The following is a 19,850-nucleotide window of genomic DNA, read 5'->3' as shown; positions in this document are numbered from 1 at the left end:
ACCCCACAGTCATATGGGGTTTAGTTCGTATTGATCCTCACAACCGGGCGGATTTCTTCGCCTTGCGACCCGCAGGACGGATACGGTAGATACATGACGTCTAGCATCGCCGCCGAATCCATTCGGCCTACCCGCAACATTCCCGCCGATATCGCCCGTTCCTGGCTCCTTGTGAATGCCATGAAAACGGAGCTTTTTGATGAATCCGCGGGTTCACGGGCAGACGCCATCATCCTTGACATCGAAGACGCCGTTGACCCGTCCCAAAAGGACGCAGCGCGCGAGAATGTGGTGAACTGGCTGACCGCAGGTGGCCAGGCCTGGGTCCGGATCAACGATGCCACCAGCAAGTTCTGGGCCGACGACCTCGCAGGACTTCGCGGCACCCCCGGCCTGCTCGGCGTGATGCTGGCCAAAACCGAGTCCGCTGACCAAGTCACCGAGTCCTACCACCGCATGGATGGAAAGACTCCCGTGATCGCCCTGGTGGAGTCCGCCCTCGGCATCGAAGAAGCCAACCACATTGCACGCGCACAGGGTGCCTTCCGCCTGGCTTTCGGTTCGGGCGACTTCCGCCGCGATACCGGTATGGCTGCCACCCCGGAGGCCATGGCCTACCCGCGTGCCAAGCTCGTTGTCGCCAGCCGCGTTGGCAACCTGCCAGGCCCCATCGACGGCCCCACTGTTGGCACCAACCACCCCATCCTGCGCGAGCAGACGGGCATCACCGTGACCATGGGCATGACCGGTAAGCTCTGCCTGGCCATCGACCAGACCACCGTGATCAACGAGGTCATCAGCCCGACGCCGTCCGACGTCGCCTGGGCTACTGACTTCATGAACGACTTCGAGGCCAACGGCCGCGTGATCCGTGATGGTTCGGACCTTCCGCGCCTGGGCCGCGCCGAAAAGATCATGAAGCTCGCAGTGGCCTTCGGAGTCCAGCCCTCCCTGTAAGGATGCTGGTTCACGGAGTCGTTTGGGACTCTTCGTCACCGGCTTTGAGGATGTTCTCGCCGGACACGGAGTTCAGTGATATTGCGTTGGCCCAGGGCACAGCCCTGGGCCTGCGCGTTATCCCCGGTTTGTGGTGCCTGGGCCACACGAAGGTGCACGGTCCGGGCAACCGCACGCATGTTCCGTGCCGCAGCGGCTCTCCGGCCGAGCGGGGCAAACAATGCGGGGCGTGCTTTGCGCGCGACGACTCCCGGCTGATGCACGACTTCCACCGCGGCGGCTCCGTTCCCACCGGCCTGCGCGCGTACCTGATGCAACCGCACTGGCTCTACGTTGCAACGTTCGCCAACGGTGCGACCAAGATCGGCACCGCGTCCGCTCAGCGCAAGTGGAACCGTTTGGCCGAACAAGGCGCAGTGCACGCATCCTATGTAGCCCACGCCGAGGACGGCAGGGTGGTTCGCGTGCTCGAAGACCTGGTGACCCGCGAGCTTGGGCTTGTCCAGCAAGTTCGCTCCGCAGCCAAGGTGGCAGCCCTCGCGGAGCCGCGTGCCGGCGTCGAGCTTGCGGCGTTGAACCGCCAACACGCCGCGCGGGTGCGCGAGCTGCTGGGCGGATTGGCGATGACTGGCTATGCCCTTGTGGAGGAAGAGTGGGACCGGCCTGCCCTGGCCGATCGGCTCTGCACGGTTCGTGCCGAAGGCGGACTGCGCCACCCGTATCCGGCAGCGTTCGACGGCGGCGGGCACGGCCTGCGGGTCCACTCACTGTCCGGGGCGATCGCCTTGGCTGGACTGCCCGACGCTTCGGGAAACGAGGTTGAGGGCAGCTTCGTGGCGGACTTAGGTGCCCTGAAGGGTCGTCGGATTGAGTTCGGCCCGCACACCACGGAGATCCCGGCCTTGCAGGACTCACTCTTCTGACCCCTCGGCAAGCTCCTCCGCCGCGCCCCGGTAGACTTGGACGGTGCTAGAAGAATTCTGGGCCAACGCCTCCACGTCCTACAAAGCCCTGGTTTTCAGCGCCATGGGCCTCATCGCCGTGGGACTCATCATGTCCATTGTTGGGAACACTTCAGGCAACCAAGGCCTTGCGATGGCGTCCCTGCCTGTGATCGGTGTGGGTCTGGTGCTCCATGTGGTCGGACTCGTGGTCAGGGGCCAGAGAATTCGCAAGGGCTACAAGAAGTAAACGGCACGCCACCCGGCCCCGCGGGCCGATAGGGTTGGATCATGAGTATCAATCCGGACCTGCAGGGCCGAAGCTACCCTGCCGCAGAGGTATACGACGTCGGCCGTGAAAAGATCCGCGAGTTCGCGAAGGCCGTGAAAGCCAGCAACCCCGCGCATTTCGACGTCGAGGCAGCCAAGGCCCTGGGCCACAGCGACCTCGTCGCTCCGCCAACGTTTGCCATCATCGTCGCCCAGCGTGCTGACGCCCAGTTGGTGGAGGACCCCGAGTCGGGCATCGACTTCTCCCGCGTGGTCCACGCCGACCAGCGGTTCACCCACCACCGCGCCATCGTTGCCGGAGACCGACTCGTGGCCGAACTACACGTCGACGGCGTCCGGGCTATGGGCGGAGGCGCCATGATCACCACGCGCTCCGAAATTTCCACGGAGGCCGGCGAAAAGGTCGCCACCACCACCTCGTCCATCCTGGTCCGCGGAGAGGGACAGTAGCCATGAGCCCCACATTCGAAGAATTGACGGTAGGCCAGGACATTGGCACCCGCAGCATTGAAGTCACCCGCCAGGACTTGGTCAAGTACGCAGGAGCTTCGGGCGACTTCAACCCCATCCACTGGAATGAAGCGTTCGCTACCTCCGTTGAGCTGCCGGGCGTCATTGCCCACGGCATGTTCACCATGGGTGCCGCAGTGCAATTGGTGAGCGATTGGGCAGGCGACCCGGCCGCCGTCGTCGACTACCAGACCCGCTTCACCAAGCCCGTGCTCGTCACGGACACCACGGGTACCGATGAAGCCGGCGCCGTCATCGACGTCACCGGTGTGGTGGGAGCGCTCGACGGCGACGCCCGCACCGCGCGCATTGACCTCACCGTCGTCGCGGCCGGGCTGAAGGTCCTGATGAAGTCCCAGGCGGTCGTGAAGGTCTCTTGAACCAACTGAACGCTTCTCCGCGACGCGCCACCCCGACTGAAATGTCGCGGTGGCGCGTCGCTGTTCTGGCCTCCTACGCCGCCAGCGGCATTGCCTTCGCCACGTGGGTATCCCGCCTACCGGCAATCCGGGACGGGCTCAACCTCACTCCCGGGGGCATCGGGCTTCTGCTCATGTGCATGACCGTGGCCTCGTTCATCTCGATCTCGGCCTCCGGTCTCATCGTGCTGCGGCTCGGCCCCAAGCTCACCAGCTGGATCGGCAGCTGCATGGTGGGTGCGGGACTGGTCACCGTGGGCGTTGGCGCATCCCTCGCGGGGAGCCCCTTGGTGGTGGCCGCGGGGTTGGTGGTGCTGGGGCTTGGCACGGCCAGCTGGAACACAGCGTCCAACGTTGAAGGGGCAGCACTCGAGCGCTCACTGGAACGGCACATCATGCCGCATCTCCACGGCGCGTTCAGCCTGGGGACCGTGGCCGCCGCCGGTTTCGGTGCCTGGGCCGCAGCCGTGCACATGCCCGTGTTCTGGCATTTCCTGATCTCCGGCGTTGTGGTGACCACGGCCGTGATCACTGCAGGTTTCTCTTTCCGTGCGGAAAAGACTCCTGCCACATCATCGAGCACCATCCGATCGGGTGAAACGGACACCTTCCAGGACCCCTCCACCGGTCCTCTGCCGATCATCACGCCGGAGTCCCAGAATTCCTCGCTCCGGTCGGACGCCAGCCAGGGCGCACCTCCGCTGGACAGCAAGCGACTGGTGGCCCTTGCCTGGCGTGACCGCCGAACCCTGCTGATCGGCGTCCTGGTCCTTGGCCTGGCATTGGCCGAAGGAGCCGCCGGGGACTGGGTGGCGTTGGCACTCGCCGATGGCTACGGCCAGTCCGACGCCGCGGGGGCGGTGGGCTACGGGCTGTTCGTCACCTTCATGACTATTGGGCGCTTCGCCGGGACGTCCATCCTCGACCGATTTGGACGAGTGGTGGTGATGCGCTGGTGCTCGGCCACCGCCGTCGTGGGTCTTGCGCTCTTTGTCTTTTCGCCCGTCCCTTGGCTCGCGTTCGTTGCGCTGGCGGTGTGGGGCCTGGGCGCCTCGTTGGGCTTCCCCGTGGGGATGTCCGCTGCGGCCGATGACCCGGTGCATGCCGCTGCCCGTGTCTCCGTGGTGTCCACCATCGGCTACGGAGCTTTCCTGTGTGGCCCTCCGCTCCTTGGCCTCTTGGCAGAACATTTTGGCATTCTGCACTCGCTGTTGGCACCGCTGGTGCTGCTGGTGGTCAGCTTCTTCCTGGCACCCTTGGCCGGCCAACAGAAGGCAAAGTCCGTGCACTCCGGCGATGCCCGTTAGGCTTGATTGGTGACCCAAACGCTGATTTCCGAATTGACCACTGCCGCCGTTGGTGGCCCCGCAGGCAACTACGTTGAGGCCCGCACCGAGGCAGAAATCATCGACGCCGTCCGATCGGCTGATGCTGCAGGCGAGAAGCTCCTGATCATCGGCGGGGGCTCCAACCTGCTGGTTTCGGACGATGGCTACCATGGCACGGTCCTGAAGATCGCGTCCGAGGGCTTCACAGTGAATTCCGAAGACAGCTGTGGTGGTGTGTCCGTGGTGGTCCAGGCCGGCCATAACTGGGACGCGCTGGTGGAGCACTCCGTACTGCATGCTTGGTCCGGCCTGGAAGCGTTGTCCGGTATTCCCGGAGCGACCGGAGCCACGCCCGTCCAGAACGTGGGTGCTTACGGCGCCGACGTCTCACAAACCATCGCCGCAGTACGGACCTGGGACCGTGAGCGCAATGCCGTCCAGACTTTCACCAACTCTGAGCTTAGGTTCGGGTACCGCGATTCTCTCCTGAAGCAGACCACGGTGGAGGGCTCGCCACGCTACGTTGTGCTGACCGTCGAGTTCCAGCTGCCCCTTGGGCGGATGAGTGCCCCCATCCGGTATGCCGAGCTCGCCCGTGTGCTGGGCGTGGAGGTCGGCAAGCGTGCCTACTCCAATGACGTCCGACGCGAAGTCCTTAAGCTCCGGGCGTCCAAGGGCATGGTCCTGGATGCGCAGGATCGCGACACCTATTCAACGGGATCCTTCTTCACCAACCCGATCGTCCCCGCCGAGCGTGCGGCCGAGCTGCCGGAGAACGCACCCAAGTATCCTGCCGGCACCGACGGATTGGTTAAGCTTTCCGCGGCCTGGTTGATCGATCAGGCCGGATTCGGGAAGGGCTTCGGGCTCGAGGCGCACAGCGTTTCCGGTGGTCGGGCTTCCCTGTCCACCAAACATACGCTGGCTATCACCAACCGGGGTTCAGCCTCGGCAGCGGACATGGTGGCGGTCGCGCGCGAGGTGCGTGACGGCGTCGTCGAGCGCTTTGGTATTGAGCTGCACCCCGAGCCGCTGCTGATCGGCGTCAGCCTCTAGCGGGTTCGCCGTTCCGCGATGGGCAGGACTTTGTTCAGCAGCAGGAACGTGAGCCCGCAGCTGACTGAGCCCAGCAGGAAGATCTGGGTAAAAGCGATGCTCTGCGGCGACGGGCCGCTGGGCATGAAGAGTCCTGCCGTCGCGAAGCCCACCAAGCCCAGGAGCATCACCAGGGCTCCGAGGAGGAAGCTTCGGACCTGTGCCGCGGCCGCCGGGTAGAACCACGGCTCGGGGGCGTCGTCGTCGCGATCGGCCACGGGCTGGCTGGCTGCAGCGGTTCCAATGAGAAGCGCGGCTGCAGCGGTAGCCACCAGGCCAGCTGTCTGGATGCCCTGCATGGAGGGGGAGAGGCTCACGCCCGTTCCAACCGCAACTATCAGCCCGGAGCCCAGGCCAACGAGCGTGCAGAACCAGCCGGCGGTAGCCAACCACCGGCTCATCGGCCGCACAAACGGGGCAAGGTCACCAAAAAGCATGAACCCATCCTAGAATCCGCGGCTGGAAGACGGCTGGGAGGCGCGGCAAGGTTCCCTGTACCGCCGAGCCCTCTTAGGATGAAGCATGCCTGCAGCCCGCACCAGCCTCACTCCGCGCGTCATGGGCCGGCTTCGGCTCGCCAGCCAAGGACTCCTTGGCGACGGGTTCGCCTCGGTTCCTCAGGCCGTCCGCTGGATGACCGCCATGCAGGCGCAGGATCTTGGCTCGGCTCTCTGGGCGGTGGGACAACGTGTGCGCGGCACCGCTGCCTCCCACGTCCGAAGTGCCCTCGACGCCGGGACGGTGGTCCGCTCCTGGCCGATGCGGGGGACTCTGCATCTGCTCGCGCCGGAAGATCTCGGCTGGATCCTGGGGATCACCAGTGACCGCCTCATGAACATGGTGGCGGGGCGCCACCGCGAGCTCGCCATCACGCCCGACGACATCAACCACTGCCGGGACATTGCCTTTAAGACATGTGAAATCCTCAAGACGGCCGAGGGCGCACCTGGAGCATCCCGCGAGCAGCTGTTCCAAGCTTTCGAGGAAGCCGGTCAGGTCACCAAGGCCCAGCGGGGGATTCACCTGCTCGGGAGCCTCTGCCAGCGAGCGTGGCTGGTCCAAGGACCAATGGCGGTGTCCAACGGCAAGGTGGGCGTCCAGCAACTGTTCGTACCGTTCGCTGAATGGATTCCGGAGTCGAGGGACCTGGGGCGTGAGGAGGGAATCTCTGAGCTGCTGTTCCGCTACGTCCAAAGCCACGGCCCAGCGACAATCAGGGACTTTTCGTGGTGGAGCCAGGTGCCGCTCACCGAAGCACGCAAGGCGCTGGCGGCGGTAAAGGATCGTCTGTTTGAGCTGCCGTTCGGGGGCACCAGCTATTGGCTCTCACCGGAGGCAGCGGCAATGCTCGACGACGGCGTTCCCGGCGCCCGCTCGCTGCTGGCACTCCCGGGCTTCGACGAATACCTGCTCGGCTACCAGGACCGGAGCCTGGTCCTGGCGCCGGAGTTTGCCGAGCGGGTGGTTCCCGGGAAGAACGGCGTCTTCAAACGCATCATTGTCTCCGGCGGCGAAGTGGTGGGAACGTGGTCCAGGACCGCCACGGGCAAGACCACCGGCGTGGCGTCCGAGCCCTTCGCGGATCAGCTTGGTCCAGCCCCCGAGCGTTCTTTCCAGGCGCAGGGCAGGGCGTACCTGAAATTCATGGCGGGTTGACTGGCCGGCCCGCTGCTACCTGGCCGGCCCCCGCGCCCGTTGCCGGCCCCCGCTGTTACGTTGCCTGCCCGCTGTTACGCTGCCGGCCCGCTGCTACGTTGCCGACCCACAACGAATTAGCGGCCGCCCAACGGGGTTGTCCACATACGATGCCAGCAAGCTCGCTGCACGGCCCAACCCAGTACACGATGGGCCCATGCAAAGCAGAAAACTTGATGCCCTGATCTCCACGCATTGGCCGGACACCGTCATTGCCACCACCACGGATCTGGCACGGAAGGGACTTGGCGACCGGGCCCTGACGCAGGCGGTCCGCTCAGGAAAGCTGATCCGGCTCCGGCGGGGCGCCTACATTCGGACACACGATTGGCGCCAAAGGAAACCGTGGGAGCACGAGCTGTTGCGAATCCAAGCGCACCATTCCAATGCAAGCCGCAGAAGCGTCTACAGCCATGCCAGTGCAGCACTGTTGCATGGGTGCTCTCCGTGGAACAGCGGCTCCTCGGTACATGTCACCACGCCCTTTTCGCCGGCGCAGGCAAGCTCGGGCGATGACGTGATAGCTCACGGCGGCCTGCTGGAGCCGTGGGAGATTGTCGAGCTGCAGGCAACGTGGCCCCGGCCCGTACGTGTGACGAGCCTCGAGCGTACCGTCATCGATTGCGCGCGGACCATGGACTTGGAACCCGCCGTGGTCATCGCAGATCAAGCGCTTCGCCGCGGGGCGGATCAGGGGTTGCTTCAGGACTATGTGGACAGCGGGCGGATCACACGGGGTGTTCGCCGCGTTCGCCGCGTCCTCGAAGCAATGGACGCCAGATCCGAATCGGTGGGTGAGACGCGCACGCGGCTTCTGCTGCGCAAGCTTGGCATCCAGGACGCCATCCTCCAGCTAAGCGTGGACACGCCCCTTGGACAGTACCGGGGAGACTTTGGTTGGAAGGACCCTCGGGTGATCCTGGAGTTCGACGGGCGTGCCAAGTATTTCGACTATGCACCCACTGACGAGGTGATTTTCAACGAACGCCGCAGGGAAAAGGAACTGGTGGAGGCTGGTTGGGAGATCATCCGCATCGAGTGGGATCATCTCAGCAGGCCGTGGGATGTGGAACGGAAGGTCAAATCCGCGTTGGAGCGCCGGCCGTATGAACGTCGAAAACCCGCTGTTCCGTTGCTTGGCAGCAACGGAACAGCGGGTTGGCAACGTGTTCGGCGGGCGGACGGAGCCTAGAGCTTGCCCGTCACGATGTTGAGCATGCGCCGCAGCGGTTCGGCCGCGCCCCACAGGAGCTGGTCGCCCACGGTGAAGGCGCTGATGTACTCCGGACCCATTTCGAGCTTACGAATACGGCCTACCGGAATGTCCAGGGTGCCGGAGGCGGCCACCGGGGTGAGGTCCTCCATGGAGGCTTCCTTGGTGTTGGGAACCACCTTGGCCCATTCGTTGTCCTTGGCCAGGAGATTCTCGATCTCCGTCACGGACAGGTCCTCGCGGAGCTTCAGCGTGAGGGCCTGGGAGTGGGAGCGCATGGCGCCGATGCGGATGCACAGGCCGTCCATGGCGATATGGTCCTTGCCGTCGGTGCCTTTGCCGGTGCCCAGGATCTTGTTGGTCTCGACTCCGGCTTTCCATTCTTCCTTGGACTGGCCGTTGCCGAGGTCGGCGTCGATCCAGGGAATCAAGGACCCTGCCAGCGGCACGCCGAACTGCGTAGCGTCCACACCATTGCGCTGGGCAGCGAGGACCTTATGGTCGATTTCCAGAATGGCCGACGCGGGGTCGTCCAGTTCGCTGCTGACCTCGTTGTTGAGGGTGCCGAACTGGTTCAGGAGCTCGCGCATGTGGCGGGCGCCGCCCCCGGAAGCTGCCTGGTACGTCATGGAGGTGCCCCATTCCACCAGGTTGTTCTTGAACAGGCCGCCGAGGCCCATCAGCATGCAGGAAACCGTACAGTTGCCGCCGATGAAGTCCTTCACGCCCCCGGAAAGGCCGGCGTCTATGACGTCGCGGTTGATGGGGTCCAGGACGATGATCGAATCGTCGTTCATGCGCAGCGTGGAAGCAGCGTCGATCCAGAGGCCATCCCAGCCGCGATTGCGAAGTTCGCCGTGAACCTGCTTGGTGTAGTCGCCGCCCTGGGCGGTGACAATAATCGGCAGCTTGGCAAGCGTCTCAATATCGAACGCATCCTCGAGCTTGCCGGCCCCATCAGCGAAGGACGGGGCGGCACCTCCTGCGTTCGAGGTGGAGAAAAATACCGGGTTGATGTTGGCGAAGTCGTTTTCTTCCTGCATGCGCTGCATCAGGACGGAACCGACCATGCCACGCCAACCGACCAGTCCAACGGACGGATTAGCTGCTGTAGTCATTCATCAAGTCTAGACTTTCGGAGCAACCTGCCGCTGTTGGTTACGTCACGCAGCCCAAGCACGACGACGACACGTGGTCAGGCAGCCGGGCTCGCCTCCCGCGGAACCTAGTGGCCGGCGTCGGGCTCTTGGAGAAGTACGGCCTTGCGCTTACGGAGGGCGAAGAACGCGCCGAACGTAAACACCTGCGTCACCAGCACCAGGACGATGATGCCTGCAATCCTGTTGCCGCCAAGGATCATCGTCAGGCCCACGATGGCCGAGATCAGCGCGAAAAGCGGCAGCAGCATATAGCCCAGCACGAACAGGGTTTCAGGTTTTTTCAACATGCAGGCTTTCCTAGCTTTCGGTCCGGCGCCACGTGGTGAACCGGTAGTTTGTGCCGTTCTTGGCGGTGAGCCAGCCATCGGCCGGCGCCACGGTGTCAAAGGTCCAGTCATCACCGAGCTCGGGGGCGTAGGTGTCACCCTCCACCTCGGTATCGATGATGGTGATCACTGCAAGGTTGGCTATGCCCATGCACTGGCGGTAAATTTCGCCGCCGCCGACGATCCACACCTTCTGGCCACCGGGCGCGAACTGCGACTCCAGCAGTGCGGCATCAAGGGACGCAACCACGACGGCGCCCTCCGCCTCGGGCGTTGACGCCCACTCTTGGTTGCGGGTCACCACAATGTTGGTGCGGCCCGGGAGGGGACGGTACTTTTCCGGGAACGACTGCCACGTCCTCCGGCCCATGATCACGGGGTGCCCCGTGGTGATCTGGCTGAAGTGCTTCATGTCTTCGGGGAGGTGCCACGGCATGGCGCCGTCCTTGCCGATCACGCCGGACGTGGTTTGCGCCCAGATCATGCCGATGCCGGTCATTTTCGCCGCGGTTTCCTGCGTGAAGATGACGCCGGGAAGCTGGGCTGGATCCTCGGAGGAAGGAGTGCTCATACCGCGATCGGTGCCTTGATGGTGGGGTGGTGGCGGTAGTCCACAACCTCGAAGTCGTCCAGCGTGTAGTCGAAGATCGAGTCCGGCTTGCGGAGGATCTTCAGCTGCGGGTACTGGTAAGGCTCGCGGCTGAGCTGCTCGGCAACCTGGTCCACGTGGTTGTCGTAGACGTGGACGTCGCCGCCGGTCCAGACGAATTCACCCGGCTCGAGGCCAAGCTGCTGGGCCACCATCCGGGTCAGCAGCGCGTAGGAGGCGATGTTGAAGGGAACGCCCAGGAAGGTGTCCGCGGAGCGCTGGTACAGCTGGCAGGACAGTTTGCCGTCCGCAACATAGAACTGGAAGAACGCATGGCACGGCGGCAACGCCATGTCCTTGAGCTCGGAGACATTCCATGCGGACACGATGTGCCGGCGGGAATCGGGGTTGTCTGCCAAGTTGGTCATGAGTTCGGAAATTTGGTCGATGTGGCCGCCGTCGGGGGTGGGCCAGCTTCGCCACTGCACGCCATAGACTGGGCCGAGCTCGCCGTCGGCATCCGCCCATTCGTCCCAGATGGAGACGCCCTGGTCCTGCATCCATTTGACGTTGGAGTCACCGCGCAGGAACCACAGGAGTTCCACTGCTACGGACTTGAAGTGCACCCGCTTGGTGGTAATGAGCGGGAAACTCTCAGCAAGATCGAACCTCAGCTGACGGCCGAAAACGCTGCGCGTTCCGGTTCCGGTGCGGTCCGACTTGTGCGTGCCGTTGGCCATGACATCGCGCAGGAGGTCTTCATACGGGGTGGGAATCACGGTTCAAGCTTACTTGTACCGTGCCCATTAACCGCCAGCCGTCCACGAAGCAGATCAATGAGCGTTTCGTCACTCACCCCCGCGTCGCGCGCTGTCAGGATCAAGTCGTCGACGGCGGCAATCACCTCCGCGTCACCGCGGACTGAGCCTGGCGCCGCCTCCGGTGGGCCGAGCACCACGGTCCCGTTCCGGCGTCGTGATTCAATCAGCCCGGACTGCTCTAGTTCCTTGTAGGCACGCGCCACCGTGCCCGCTGCGATGCCGAGGTCGGCCGCGAGGCTGCGGACCGTGGGAAGGCGACTGCCGGGTTGGAGTACCCCTATGGCGATCAGCGAGCTGAGCTGCCGCCGGATCTGCTCGTAGGGCGGCACGGGATCGGAGAGATCCACGGTGATCCCGGCGGTCATGGCGTCGGCTGGTTCTGCTTGGGTTGGGTGCCCCTGGGAATGGCCCGGAAAAGGCTCCGGACAGGCGTAACCGCGACGACGACGGCAATGACGGCTACAACGACTCCTGTCATGTACACAGGACTCGGTCCCAGCTGATTGAAAGCCGGGAACAATGTTCCCCATGCTTCGGCGTTGCCAAGCAGCATCACCGCTGACTGTGCCAGAAGGAATGCTGCCAGGGTTCGGACAATCCGGTACATCGAAATGGCACGCAGTGCGGCATCAAGCCCTCTCTCGTCCCGCAGTTCAGGAAGACCTCGACGACGGCGCGTGGCCAGGATCGCGGCAGCGCCCATCAGTCCCACCCCCATCGTGAGAAAGAGGTTGGCCGGCCAGGCGGGTGGGCCGACCAGGAGTGATTGGCCTGTACCCGTAAGGACGAGCGTTACGGCAAAGACCGTGGCCGAAACGATGCTGAAGGTGAGCAACCCCTTGGACACCGGCTGCCGCGGCCAATCGAGGGGCGCCTCTGGGTGACCATAGTTGCGGGCGATCAGTAACTCGCCTGCGGCAATGGTGAGCAGGACCAGGACGGCCGCCACGGTGACGACAATCGCCGGGGCAAGGGAGCGTTGGCCTTCTACCGGAATGAAACCGAACCACAACACGAGTGTCACAAGCGGCAAGACGGCGGCGACTCCCAGGACAGCTCCGAGGGAAACGCTGAGTTTTGCTGCGCCGTGGGTGCGGGGATCGGCGCGGAGAGCAGTGCCGCTGATGGCTTTCGCGGCTGCCTGAAGCGAAGGAAGGACCGGCACCTTCCACCACAACATGACGAGCAGCACAGCCATGTTGACAAGACCCAGAACGTTGAACCACGACGATTGCCACGTTGCCCCAGGCGTCGGGAGTGTGGCAAAATTTCCCGCGATGCTGGCGAGGCCTGCGGCGATGGTGGCAACGGTCCGCAATAGCCTGTTGGCTGCAATGGCTCGAAGCATGCGGTTGTCGTCACTGCTTAGCGTCTCCAGTTGGCGCCGCCGTGCGATGAGTACCAGGACGAGCCATGTCCCTGCAACCAGAACCACTAAGGCGCCACCAAGCCACCCGGCAAGTTCCGAACCCGCGATCCTTCCGTCCTGGCCCTGGCCTGTGTAGACCGTCGTTCCTATTGGTGATGGGGGAGCAGGGGCGGGACGCACGGGAGCGTGAGCGGGCAGGGCTGCAATCGAGGCTATGGCGGTCCCGGCATAGGCAACGATCACGACTGTTGTCCAGGCGAGTTTCGCCGGGAGGAAATCGCGGATCCTGCGGACGGTGAGTTCAGCGTACCTGTGCGGGGATTTCGGGGCAGGGTAGCTCCACTGGCCCAAGGCATGGACCATCAAGGTCGCGGCGATCGGCCAAGCCAGGGCCGATAGGAGGTCTTCCGAGGTGAAGGGCGCATTCGGAGAGGTCGGATTGGCCCGGATCACCCCCGCGCTCATGGCTCCTTGCAGGGAGCTGGCCATCCAGCCAATGATGCCGACCCACAGGCCGTGTGATGCCACAGAGGTGGCGTCGGGCTTGGACCACACTTGTAACCGCAGGAACAGGTACACCAGGACGGCGCCCACGACGGGCCCCACCAAAAGCAACGGCGGCACATAAAAGGACACGGTAAAGACCCCCAAGTCTTCGAAACAATGTGTCAAGTATTTGATACAAAGACTCAGGGGTCAACCGTGTCGGTACCTAGTCGTCGAAAGGCTTGACCTGTTCCACGGACACGATCTTCCGTTCCGAACCGCGGGCGACCTGGCAGATGATGACTTCACCAGGCGTGAGGTAAGGGTCCACGGATGGAAGTTTTGACCGGAGTGCCTGTGACATGTGCTGGCCCAATTGCTTCAGCGCCGTGGGCAGCGCCGGGCGATGCGTGCACACAGCGATGGGCACCTGTTTGTCGAACAATGCCTCAACCGCCGCAGCAGTCTTCTTTGGTGAGCGCTGGTGGTTGTGCTCGGTGAGGGCTTCCACCAGTTTCACCTTGGCCCCGCTGGCCTTGGCATACGGTGCGATGGTGGCAACGCATCGCACCCAAGGGCTGGTTACTACGCGTTGCGGCTTCCATACCTGCAGTAGCCGCTGAACCGCGACTGCCTGCCGCTGGCCGGTGGCAGCCAAAGGACGGTCGCCTTCGGCCTTTGTCCACGAGGACCGGGGTTTCGCCTTGGCATGGCGGATCAGCACCAGGGGCCAGGTGTCCAGCTCGCCCCTGACATGGGCCTTCTCGAGGTATTCGAGCGGCTCCACATCCGTGGGGTTGCTGAGGAAGGATGCGGCCCTGTCAGGGCTGCACCACATCACGCTGTCCACTTCCTTGCCATCGGGGCGGAGCTGCGCCCCGTTGACCTTGACGGCCCAGTAGCGCACAACCTTCAGGCCCGCCGCCACGTGATAGTGAATGGCCGGGAGCGGAATGCCCAGTGGGGCCTGGAGCCCAATCTCTTCCCACACCTCACGCGCCGCGCATTCGGGAACTGTTTCGCCGGCGTCGAGCTTTCCTTTTGGCCAGGACCAATCGTCGTACCGCGGCCGATGGATCAACAGAACCTCAAGGGCGCCCTTGCTGATGCGCCACGGAATGGCTCCGGCCGCGACAACGGCCACCGGCTCGCCGGGGTGGTCTGTTTGATCCTCCACGGGAGTATCGCTGTTCAACTGCGTCCTTACCGCCGGGCCGATGCGCGCTGGCGGGAACGCGAGTCCAGAAGCCAGGATTGCATGTCCAGCAGCGGCTTGCCGTCCTGGTCCTGGTGGAACCTCGTCCAGTGGCCCTGGTTGTCCAAGTGCCAGCTCGCCGTTCCGTCGTCGACGTAGCGGCGCATCAGGTCCATGACAGTCGCCGTATCTTCCTTGCTGGCCAACTGCACCAGGGCTTCCACGCGGCGGTCCAGGTTGCGGTGCATCATGTCGGCGGAGCCGATGTACACCACGGGATCGCCGCCATTGCCAAAGGCAAAGACGCGCGAGTGTTCGAGGAAACGGCCCAGGACGGACCTTACCGTGATGTTTTCGCTGAGGCCGGGCACCCCAGGGCGGAGGGAGCAGATGCCGCGCACCACGACGTCAACCTTCACGCCGGCCTGTGAGGCACGGTAGAGCGCATCGATGATGGCTTCGTCCACCATCGAGTTGACCTTGATCTGCACCAGGCCAGGAAGTCCCGCCCGGGCATTGCGGATTTCGGTTTCGATCCTCTCCACCAGTCCTGCCCGCACTGAGCGGGGAGCGACGAGCAGCCTCTTGAACGTGGACTTCGGGGCGTAACCGGAAAGCTGGTTGAAGAGCTTTGACAGGTCCTCGCCTACTTGCTCGTTGGCGGTCAGCAGGCCGAGGTCCTCGTAGTACCGGGCAGTGCGAGGGTGGTAGTTGCCGGTGCCGATGTGGCAGTAACGGCGGAGGCCGTCCACTTCCTGGCGAACCACCAGCGACAGCTTGCAGTGGGTTTTAAGGCCGACGATGCCGTACACCACGTGCACGCCGGCCTGTTCCAGCTTGCGTGCCCAGGAAATGTTGGCCTGCTCGTCAAAACGGGCCTTGATCTCCACGAGGGCAAGGACCTGCTTGCCGGCCTCGGCGGCATCGATCAAAGCGTCAACAATGGGGGAGTCACCGGAGGTGCGGTACAAGGTCTGCTTGATGGCCTGGACCTTGGGGTCCGCGGCGGCCTGCTCCAGGAAGGCCTGAACGGAGGTGGAGAACGAGTCGTAGGGGTGGTGGAGCAGGATATCCCGGCGGCGCATCGCTGCGAAGACGTTGGCGGCCTTCGACGTCTCGGACTCGTTAAGGTACCGCGAGGTATGCGGCACGTGCTTGGGGTAGTGGAGATCGGCGCGGTCGATGTTGCTGATGGCAGAAAGGCCGCGAAGATCCAAGGGAGCCGGCACGGAGTAGACCTCGGACTCTTCGACGCCAAGTTCCCGGATCAACAGGGCCTTGATGTTCGGGTTGATGTCCGTGGTGACTTCAAGGCGCACCGGCGGACCAAAGCGTCGACGCAGCAGTTCCTTCTCCAACGCTTGGAGCAGGTTCTCGGCGTCGTCTTCTTCCACCTCAAGGTCCTCGTTGCGGGTAACACGGAAGGTGTGGTGTTCCAGGACCTCCATGCCGGGGAAGAGCTTGTCCAGATGGACCGCGATGACTTCTTCCAAGGCAATGAACCGTGCCACGCGGCCGGGAATGGCACCTGCACGCGGGCCGTCAACGGCGATGAGGCGGGGGAGCTGGTCCGGAACCTTCACGCGGGCGAAGAGTTCCTTGTCGCTGATCGGGTTGCTGACGATCACGGCGAGGTTCAGGGACAGCCCGGAGATGTACGGGAAGGGATGTGCAGGGTCCACTGCCAGCGGGGTCAGGATGGGGAAGACCTTCTCCTGGAACATGATGCTGATCCGGTGGCGGGCATCTTCGTCCAACTCGTGCCAGTGCATGAGGTGGATGTGCTCGTAGGCCAGGGCCGGACGGATTTGCTCGGCGAAAACGCGGGCATGGCGTTCCTGCAGCCTGTGGGCTTCTTCACCGATTTGTTCCAGCACCTCGATGGGACTCAGGCCGGCGGGGGAGGGCACGGCGAGCCCGGTGGCGATGCGGCGCTTAAGGCCTGCGACGCGGACCATGAAGAACTCGTCAAGGTTGGAGGCGAAGATCGAGAGGAAGTTGACACGTTCCAGCAGGAACAGGTCAGGATCTTCGGCAAGCTCCAATACACGGGAGTTGAAGGCAAGCCAGCTCAGCTCGCGGTCCAGGAAACGGTCCGGGGAGATGTCGCCTTCAGGCTCCAGGCTCGGTGCGAATTCCGGGATGTCGATGCGGTCCTGGGTGGCTCGCGAGGCCGGCACTTCCGAGGATCCGAAGCGTGGGGGCAATGTCGCACCCTTCGAGGTGGATCCGGCGGTGCCGACGGGGTCCGGCTGCATGGGGTTCTCCTAAGCTCAGGACTGGGGTTTCCTCCCACATTACAAGCAATTGCGGTGCCCGAATCCAAGATGTCACCGGCTTTCCGTCCGGCGAAGTTCCGCGGTTAATTTTTGGTTAACGGACCATACATCACATCGGTGTCCCAGCGGACGAAGCCAAGTTTCTGGTATAGGGCCACGGCAGCGTGGTTGTCGGCATCGACGTACAGCATTACTGCATGCAAACCCTTGTCCTGGAGGTGCTTGATTCCGGCCACCGTCAGCGCTTTGCCCAAACCCAAACCTTGGGCGGCCGGGGTGACTCCAACCACGTACACCTCACCGATGGCGGGGTGCGCACCCTGGCGGGGGTGGACTTTGGTCCAGTGAAAGCCCAGGAGCTCACCCTCGGTGTTGACGGCCAGCAGGAATCCCTCGGGGTCGAACCACTCTTCAGCTTTGCGTGCTTCGAGGTCCGCGAGCGTCATGGAGCCCTGCTCAGGGTGGTGGGAAAAGGCGGCACGGTTGGCAGCCAGCCATGCCTGCTCATCCCGGCCCGGCACGAAGGCGCGGAGCGAAACTCCATCCGGGAGGCCGGCGTCGGGCAATTCAGAAGTGGACGACATGAGGCGCATCTTCCACAGCTCTCGTACGGGCCCGTACCCGAAGCGGGTGGCCAGCTCAGCGGCCGCCTCATGGTTGCCGTGGGACCACGCGCTCAGTCCGTCGAGGCTTCGTTTGCCCTGCAGCGCCCCCAGCAACCTGCCGGCCACGCCTTGGTTGCGGTAAGTGGGGTGGACAGCCAGCTCCAACACGCCAGTGCCGTCAGGCGCTTCGACCACAACGGCGATTCCAGCCAGGTCCTCGGCCGTCGCCGGGTCCGAGTCCTCATCCGGCGCATAGAGGGCGAAGGACACCACGGAGTGGTCGCCGGAATCGGCTCCCCGCAGCATGACCAGCGTCTGTTCAGAGAGGGGAGGATTGCCGTCGGATTCCTCCGCGGCGGCTGCGAGGGTCTTGAAATCCTTGAGGAGTTCGGCGTCCAAGGCGCCGTTGATAATCAGTACGGGCCAGTTCTCCGGGTGCGCGTGACTCATGATGCAAGGCTATACGCCCCGGGCAAGCCTGGTGATTTGATGTCCTGCAGGAACGGATGTATTCTCGACATCTCGTTCGGTTTTGAAGTGAACTTCGCTTTTTGAATTGAACAGACTCATTCGGCTTCGGCTGGATAACAGGGGGGATCCACCAGTGGGGTGGCCTCGATACGTTCGACCCGTATGTCCTCCACTAAACAACGCAGAAGAGGCCAGGATCCTTGTGGATCCTGGCCTCTTCTGCGTTGTTCTGAATGTAGTGTGCCGAAGGGTGGGAAGCCTAGGCTTCGGAGAGTTCGTCGTCCGGCAACCGGACCAGCGTGAGCCGGTAGCCCACGTTGCGGACCGTGCTGATCAGGTTCTCGTGATCCACGCCCAGCTTGGCCCGGAGGCGCCGAATGTGGACATCCACGGTCCTTGTTCCTCCGTAGTAGTCATAGCCCCACACCTCGGTGAGCAACTGTTGGCGCGTGAAGACGCGGCCCGGATGCTGTGCCAGGTACTTCAGGAGTTCGAACTCCTTGAACGTCAGGTTCAGGGGCTGGCCGCTGACACGTGCCGTATAGCTCGCTTCGTCAATTACGACGCCGGCGGCCCGGATTTCCGTCTGCGTTTCCTCTTCGCCCGGTACAGCCCGTGCCATGGCAAGCCTGATGCGGGCTTCCACCTCAGCGGGGCCCGCCGAGTCCAGCACGATGTCGTCCACTGCCCATGCGGAGGAAACGGCAGCCATGCCGCCCTCCGTGAGGATCAGCATCAGGGGTGCGCTCAAGCCGGTTGCTTTCAACAGCTGCGTCAGTGAGCGTGCGCCCACCAAGTCCTTGCGGGCGTCCAGGAAGACAATATCCGTGGGGTCGGTTTCCAAAAGGGCTGTGGGTTCTGCCGGGAGGATGTGCACGCGGTGGTTCAACAGTTCCAAGGCAGGCAGAATGTCCACCGAAGAGCCGGTGCTGTTCGTCAGGAGCAGGATGTGCGACATAGTTCCTCCAATGGGCGGTACGCGCATCATCGGGCGTCGAAACCGGAGTCTCACCGGTCGGTCACGACGCGGTGGCCGCCCCTGACCGTTGTAACGGGATGAGGGCAAACACAGTGCGTCGTTGAAGTCTGAGTATACCCATCAGTGCCCTGCGACACAGGGATTCGTGACGGGCTGGCAGTGGAATTACGACATATTGGGCCGGCTTAAGGCAGGATTGTCGAGAGGTCGTAAGGCGCATCGGATTGAGGTCGGGCACACAGTGAAGTCTTGGAGCATCGGGGTATTCGGACTCGTGGCGCTCGCAGCCATCGTGGCCAGCACCTTCGTTTCCCGGGAAGCCATGGTGGGCGTGGGCATCGCGGCCTCCGCGGCTGTGGGGATCGGTTGGCCGCATTTCCTTGCAGTTCCGGCCAAGAAAACGTTGGCGGCCGTCATTGGATTGGCCGGTGCCGGGTCGGCTGTGACTGCCGCCTATATGCCGGCGCCCGGGTTCCTGGAGGGGACCCCCGCGTTCGCTGCCTTGGGCGTCATGGCGGTCTTCATCGTCCAACTCGTTCGAGGTACCGGACAAGCCCAACGCCTGGAATCCACGCTTGGTTGCAGTGCCGGTGTCCTGTTGAACTGCCTGGGGGCCGGCTGGATTGCCAGCGCACGGTTCAACGGCGTCAAGGAAATGGTCCTTGTGGCGGGCCTGAGTGCCGCGGTGGCCCTGCTGGTGGGAATCATCCGCTGGCCGGACCGGATCGTGGCCCCCCTTGGCGTGGTGATGGCAGGACTCATGGGTCCGCTGGCAGGCCTTGTTTTCTCGGATATCGCAGTACTTCCCGCCGCCTTGGTCGGCGTTGTGATCGGGTCCGTCCTGGTGTGCTTCCGGCGGATGACCACCCTGAGGCGCGGACGCCTCAACATTCCGGCCGCGCTCGGAATGGGCATAGCGCCGGTGTGGGCCGTGGGGGCCTTGGCTTACTTCATAGACAAACTACTCATCTACTAAAGGTTAGGATTGCATCATGTCTGTTCTCGCATTCGAAATTTTCTTCCTCGTTCTCCTTGGCCTGGCCAGCGTCGCCATGGCATGGTTTGCGGGATTTGTCGTTTACCGCCTTTTCAAGGGCCAGAAGTAAACCTTCTGTTCCTGC

At 63.6% G+C, this 19,850-nt stretch carries 21 protein-coding genes; 10 read left to right on the top strand and 11 right to left on the bottom strand.

Annotated features, from left to right (window positions below):
* Positions 1–93 precede the first annotated feature (93 nt).
* The 7 genes from ACR30Z_RS02910 to ACR30Z_RS02880 are packed head-to-tail and all read left to right on the top strand — an operon-like array spanning position 94 to position 5,502.
* Complete coding sequence (locus tag ACR30Z_RS02910; protein ID WP_144648636.1) at positions 94–957, top strand: HpcH/HpaI aldolase/citrate lyase family protein; 864 nt, start codon at positions 94–96, stop codon at positions 955–957.
* 2 nt (positions 958–959) lie between these two features.
* Complete coding sequence (locus tag ACR30Z_RS02905) at positions 960–1,880, top strand: DUF2797 domain-containing protein (protein WP_434371150.1); 921 nt, start codon at positions 960–962, stop codon at positions 1,878–1,880.
* Positions 1,881–1,923: 43 nt separating this feature from the next.
* Complete coding sequence (locus ACR30Z_RS02900; RefSeq protein WP_434371149.1) at positions 1,924–2,148, top strand: DUF3188 domain-containing protein; 225 nt, start codon at positions 1,924–1,926, stop codon at positions 2,146–2,148.
* Between the two features lie 41 nt (positions 2,149–2,189).
* Positions 2,190–2,639 carry an FAS1-like dehydratase domain-containing protein gene (locus ACR30Z_RS02895; RefSeq protein WP_144648633.1) on the top strand — a complete coding sequence of 150 codons (450 nt, stop codon included), beginning with the start codon at positions 2,190–2,192 and terminating at the stop codon, positions 2,637–2,639.
* Positions 2,640–2,641: 2 nt separating this feature from the next.
* Positions 2,642–3,079: a MaoC family dehydratase gene (locus tag ACR30Z_RS02890; protein WP_144648632.1), complete on the top strand. Its 438-nt coding sequence runs from the start codon at positions 2,642–2,644 to the stop codon at positions 3,077–3,079.
* 41 nt (positions 3,080–3,120) lie between these two features.
* The gene (locus tag ACR30Z_RS02885; RefSeq protein ID WP_434371384.1) at positions 3,121–4,425 is read left to right on the top strand and encodes an MFS transporter; all 1,305 of its coding nucleotides are present in this window, start codon (positions 3,121–3,123) and stop codon (positions 4,423–4,425) included.
* A 9-nt stretch (positions 4,426–4,434) separates the two neighbouring features.
* On the top strand, positions 4,435–5,502 hold the full coding sequence (locus ACR30Z_RS02880) for a UDP-N-acetylmuramate dehydrogenase (protein WP_434371148.1): 1,068 nt from the start codon (positions 4,435–4,437) through the stop codon (positions 5,500–5,502).
* Here the strand turns inward: ACR30Z_RS02880 and ACR30Z_RS02875 are convergent.
* The gene (locus ACR30Z_RS02875) at positions 5,499–5,978 is read right to left on the bottom strand and encodes a hypothetical protein (protein ID WP_144648630.1); all 480 of its coding nucleotides are present in this window, start codon (positions 5,976–5,978) and stop codon (positions 5,499–5,501) included. The two genes, ACR30Z_RS02880 and ACR30Z_RS02875, sit on opposite strands and share 4 nt — an antisense overlap.
* Before the next feature lie 85 nt (positions 5,979–6,063).
* Here ACR30Z_RS02875 and ACR30Z_RS02870 point away from each other — a divergent pair, with 85 nt between their 5' ends.
* Positions 6,064–7,197: a winged helix DNA-binding domain-containing protein gene (locus tag ACR30Z_RS02870; protein ID WP_434371147.1), complete on the top strand. Its 1,134-nt coding sequence runs from the start codon at positions 6,064–6,066 to the stop codon at positions 7,195–7,197.
* Between the two features lie 196 nt (positions 7,198–7,393).
* Entirely contained in the window at positions 7,394–8,428 is a 1,035-nt protein-coding gene (locus tag ACR30Z_RS02865) for a type IV toxin-antitoxin system AbiEi family antitoxin domain-containing protein (protein WP_434371146.1), read from the top strand.
* Here ACR30Z_RS02865 and asd read toward each other — a convergent pair.
* From asd to ACR30Z_RS02815, 10 genes are all read right to left on the bottom strand, one after another.
* Positions 8,425–9,567 carry an aspartate-semialdehyde dehydrogenase gene (gene asd, locus ACR30Z_RS02860; RefSeq protein WP_144648627.1) on the bottom strand — a complete coding sequence of 381 codons (1,143 nt, stop codon included), beginning with the start codon at positions 9,565–9,567 and terminating at the stop codon, positions 8,425–8,427. The genes ACR30Z_RS02865 and asd overlap by 4 nt on opposite strands.
* A 107-nt stretch (positions 9,568–9,674) precedes the next feature.
* The gene (locus tag ACR30Z_RS02855; protein ID WP_434371145.1) at positions 9,675–9,896 is read right to left on the bottom strand and encodes an NF038396 family protein; all 222 of its coding nucleotides are present in this window, start codon (positions 9,894–9,896) and stop codon (positions 9,675–9,677) included.
* A gap of 10 nt (positions 9,897–9,906) precedes the next feature.
* Positions 9,907–10,506, bottom strand: coding sequence for a dihydrofolate reductase (locus ACR30Z_RS02850; protein WP_144648625.1), 600 nt, complete (start codon positions 10,504–10,506; stop codon positions 9,907–9,909).
* Complete coding sequence (locus ACR30Z_RS02845) at positions 10,503–11,264, bottom strand: thymidylate synthase (RefSeq protein ID WP_434371383.1); 762 nt, start codon at positions 11,262–11,264, stop codon at positions 10,503–10,505. Before ACR30Z_RS02845 ends, ACR30Z_RS02850 begins: the two co-directional genes overlap by 4 nt.
* 35 nt (positions 11,265–11,299) lie before the next feature.
* A complete protein-coding gene (locus tag ACR30Z_RS02840) occupies positions 11,300–11,710 on the bottom strand; it encodes a GntR family transcriptional regulator (protein ID WP_434371144.1) in 411 nt (136 codons plus the stop codon).
* Positions 11,707–13,350, bottom strand: coding sequence for a hypothetical protein (locus tag ACR30Z_RS02835; protein WP_434371143.1), 1,644 nt, complete (start codon positions 13,348–13,350; stop codon positions 11,707–11,709). The genes ACR30Z_RS02840 and ACR30Z_RS02835 overlap by 4 nt, the downstream gene beginning before the upstream one ends.
* A 76-nt stretch (positions 13,351–13,426) precedes the next feature.
* Complete coding sequence (locus ACR30Z_RS02830) at positions 13,427–14,395, bottom strand: NUDIX hydrolase (protein ID WP_144648621.1); 969 nt, start codon at positions 14,393–14,395, stop codon at positions 13,427–13,429.
* 8 nt (positions 14,396–14,403) lie between these two features.
* Entirely contained in the window at positions 14,404–16,653 is a 2,250-nt protein-coding gene (locus ACR30Z_RS02825) for an RNA degradosome polyphosphate kinase (RefSeq protein WP_434371142.1), read from the bottom strand.
* Between the two features lie 104 nt (positions 16,654–16,757).
* Positions 16,758–17,729, bottom strand: a complete 972-nt coding sequence (gene mshD, locus ACR30Z_RS02820) for a mycothiol synthase (protein ID WP_434371141.1) — start codon at positions 17,727–17,729, stop codon at positions 16,758–16,760.
* A 280-nt stretch (positions 17,730–18,009) separates the two neighbouring features.
* On the bottom strand, positions 18,010–18,708 hold the full coding sequence (locus ACR30Z_RS02815; protein ID WP_018776718.1) for a winged helix-turn-helix transcriptional regulator: 699 nt from the start codon (positions 18,706–18,708) through the stop codon (positions 18,010–18,012).
* Between the two features lie 262 nt (positions 18,709–18,970).
* Here ACR30Z_RS02815 and ACR30Z_RS02810 point away from each other — a divergent pair, with 262 nt between their 5' ends.
* Positions 18,971–19,705, top strand: coding sequence for a permease (locus ACR30Z_RS02810; protein ID WP_144648618.1), 735 nt, complete (start codon positions 18,971–18,973; stop codon positions 19,703–19,705).
* Positions 19,706–19,850 lie beyond the last annotated feature (145 nt).

The sequence above is a fragment of the Paenarthrobacter sp. FR1 genome (assembly GCF_051106045.1).
GTDB classification, from domain to species: Bacteria; Actinomycetota; Actinomycetes; order Actinomycetales; family Micrococcaceae; genus Arthrobacter; species Arthrobacter nitroguajacolicus_A.
Note: the sequence above shows the minus strand (reverse complement) of the source record. Positions and strands in the feature narration are given on the sequence as shown.

Bases quoted from the DNA above. Each gene is read 5' to 3' on its own strand.
- ACR30Z_RS02910 (WP_144648636.1), top strand. From the start codon at position 94: ATGACGTCTAGCATCGCCGCCGAATCCATTCGGCCTACCCGCAACATT.
- ACR30Z_RS02905 (WP_434371150.1), top strand. From the start codon at position 960: ATGCTGGTTCACGGAGTCGTTTGGGACTCTTCGTCACCGGCTTTGAGG.
- ACR30Z_RS02895 (WP_144648633.1), top strand. From the start codon at position 2,190: ATGAGTATCAATCCGGACCTGCAGGGCCGAAGCTACCCTGCCGCAGAG.
- ACR30Z_RS02890 (WP_144648632.1), top strand. From the start codon at position 2,642: ATGAGCCCCACATTCGAAGAATTGACGGTAGGCCAGGACATTGGCACC.
- ACR30Z_RS02885 (WP_434371384.1), top strand. From the start codon at position 3,121: ATGTCGCGGTGGCGCGTCGCTGTTCTGGCCTCCTACGCCGCCAGCGGC.
- ACR30Z_RS02875 (WP_144648630.1), bottom strand. From the start codon at position 5,978: ATGCTTTTTGGTGACCTTGCCCCGTTTGTGCGGCCGATGAGCCGGTGG.
- ACR30Z_RS02870 (WP_434371147.1), top strand. From the start codon at position 6,064: ATGCCTGCAGCCCGCACCAGCCTCACTCCGCGCGTCATGGGCCGGCTT.
- ACR30Z_RS02865 (WP_434371146.1), top strand. From the start codon at position 7,394: ATGCAAAGCAGAAAACTTGATGCCCTGATCTCCACGCATTGGCCGGAC.
- asd (WP_144648627.1), bottom strand. From the start codon at position 9,567: ATGACTACAGCAGCTAATCCGTCCGTTGGACTGGTCGGTTGGCGTGGC.
- ACR30Z_RS02855 (WP_434371145.1), bottom strand. From the start codon at position 9,896: ATGTTGAAAAAACCTGAAACCCTGTTCGTGCTGGGCTATATGCTGCTG.
- ACR30Z_RS02850 (WP_144648625.1), bottom strand. From the start codon at position 10,506: ATGAGCACTCCTTCCTCCGAGGATCCAGCCCAGCTTCCCGGCGTCATC.
- ACR30Z_RS02845 (WP_434371383.1), bottom strand. From the start codon at position 11,264: ATGGCCAACGGCACGCACAAGTCGGACCGCACCGGAACCGGAACGCGC.
- ACR30Z_RS02840 (WP_434371144.1), bottom strand. From the start codon at position 11,710: ATGACCGCCGGGATCACCGTGGATCTCTCCGATCCCGTGCCGCCCTAC.
- ACR30Z_RS02825 (WP_434371142.1), bottom strand. From the start codon at position 16,653: ATGCAGCCGGACCCCGTCGGCACCGCCGGATCCACCTCGAAGGGTGCG.
- mshD (WP_434371141.1), bottom strand. From the start codon at position 17,729: ATGAGTCACGCGCACCCGGAGAACTGGCCCGTACTGATTATCAACGGC.
- ACR30Z_RS02815 (WP_018776718.1), bottom strand. From the start codon at position 18,708: ATGTCGCACATCCTGCTCCTGACGAACAGCACCGGCTCTTCGGTGGAC.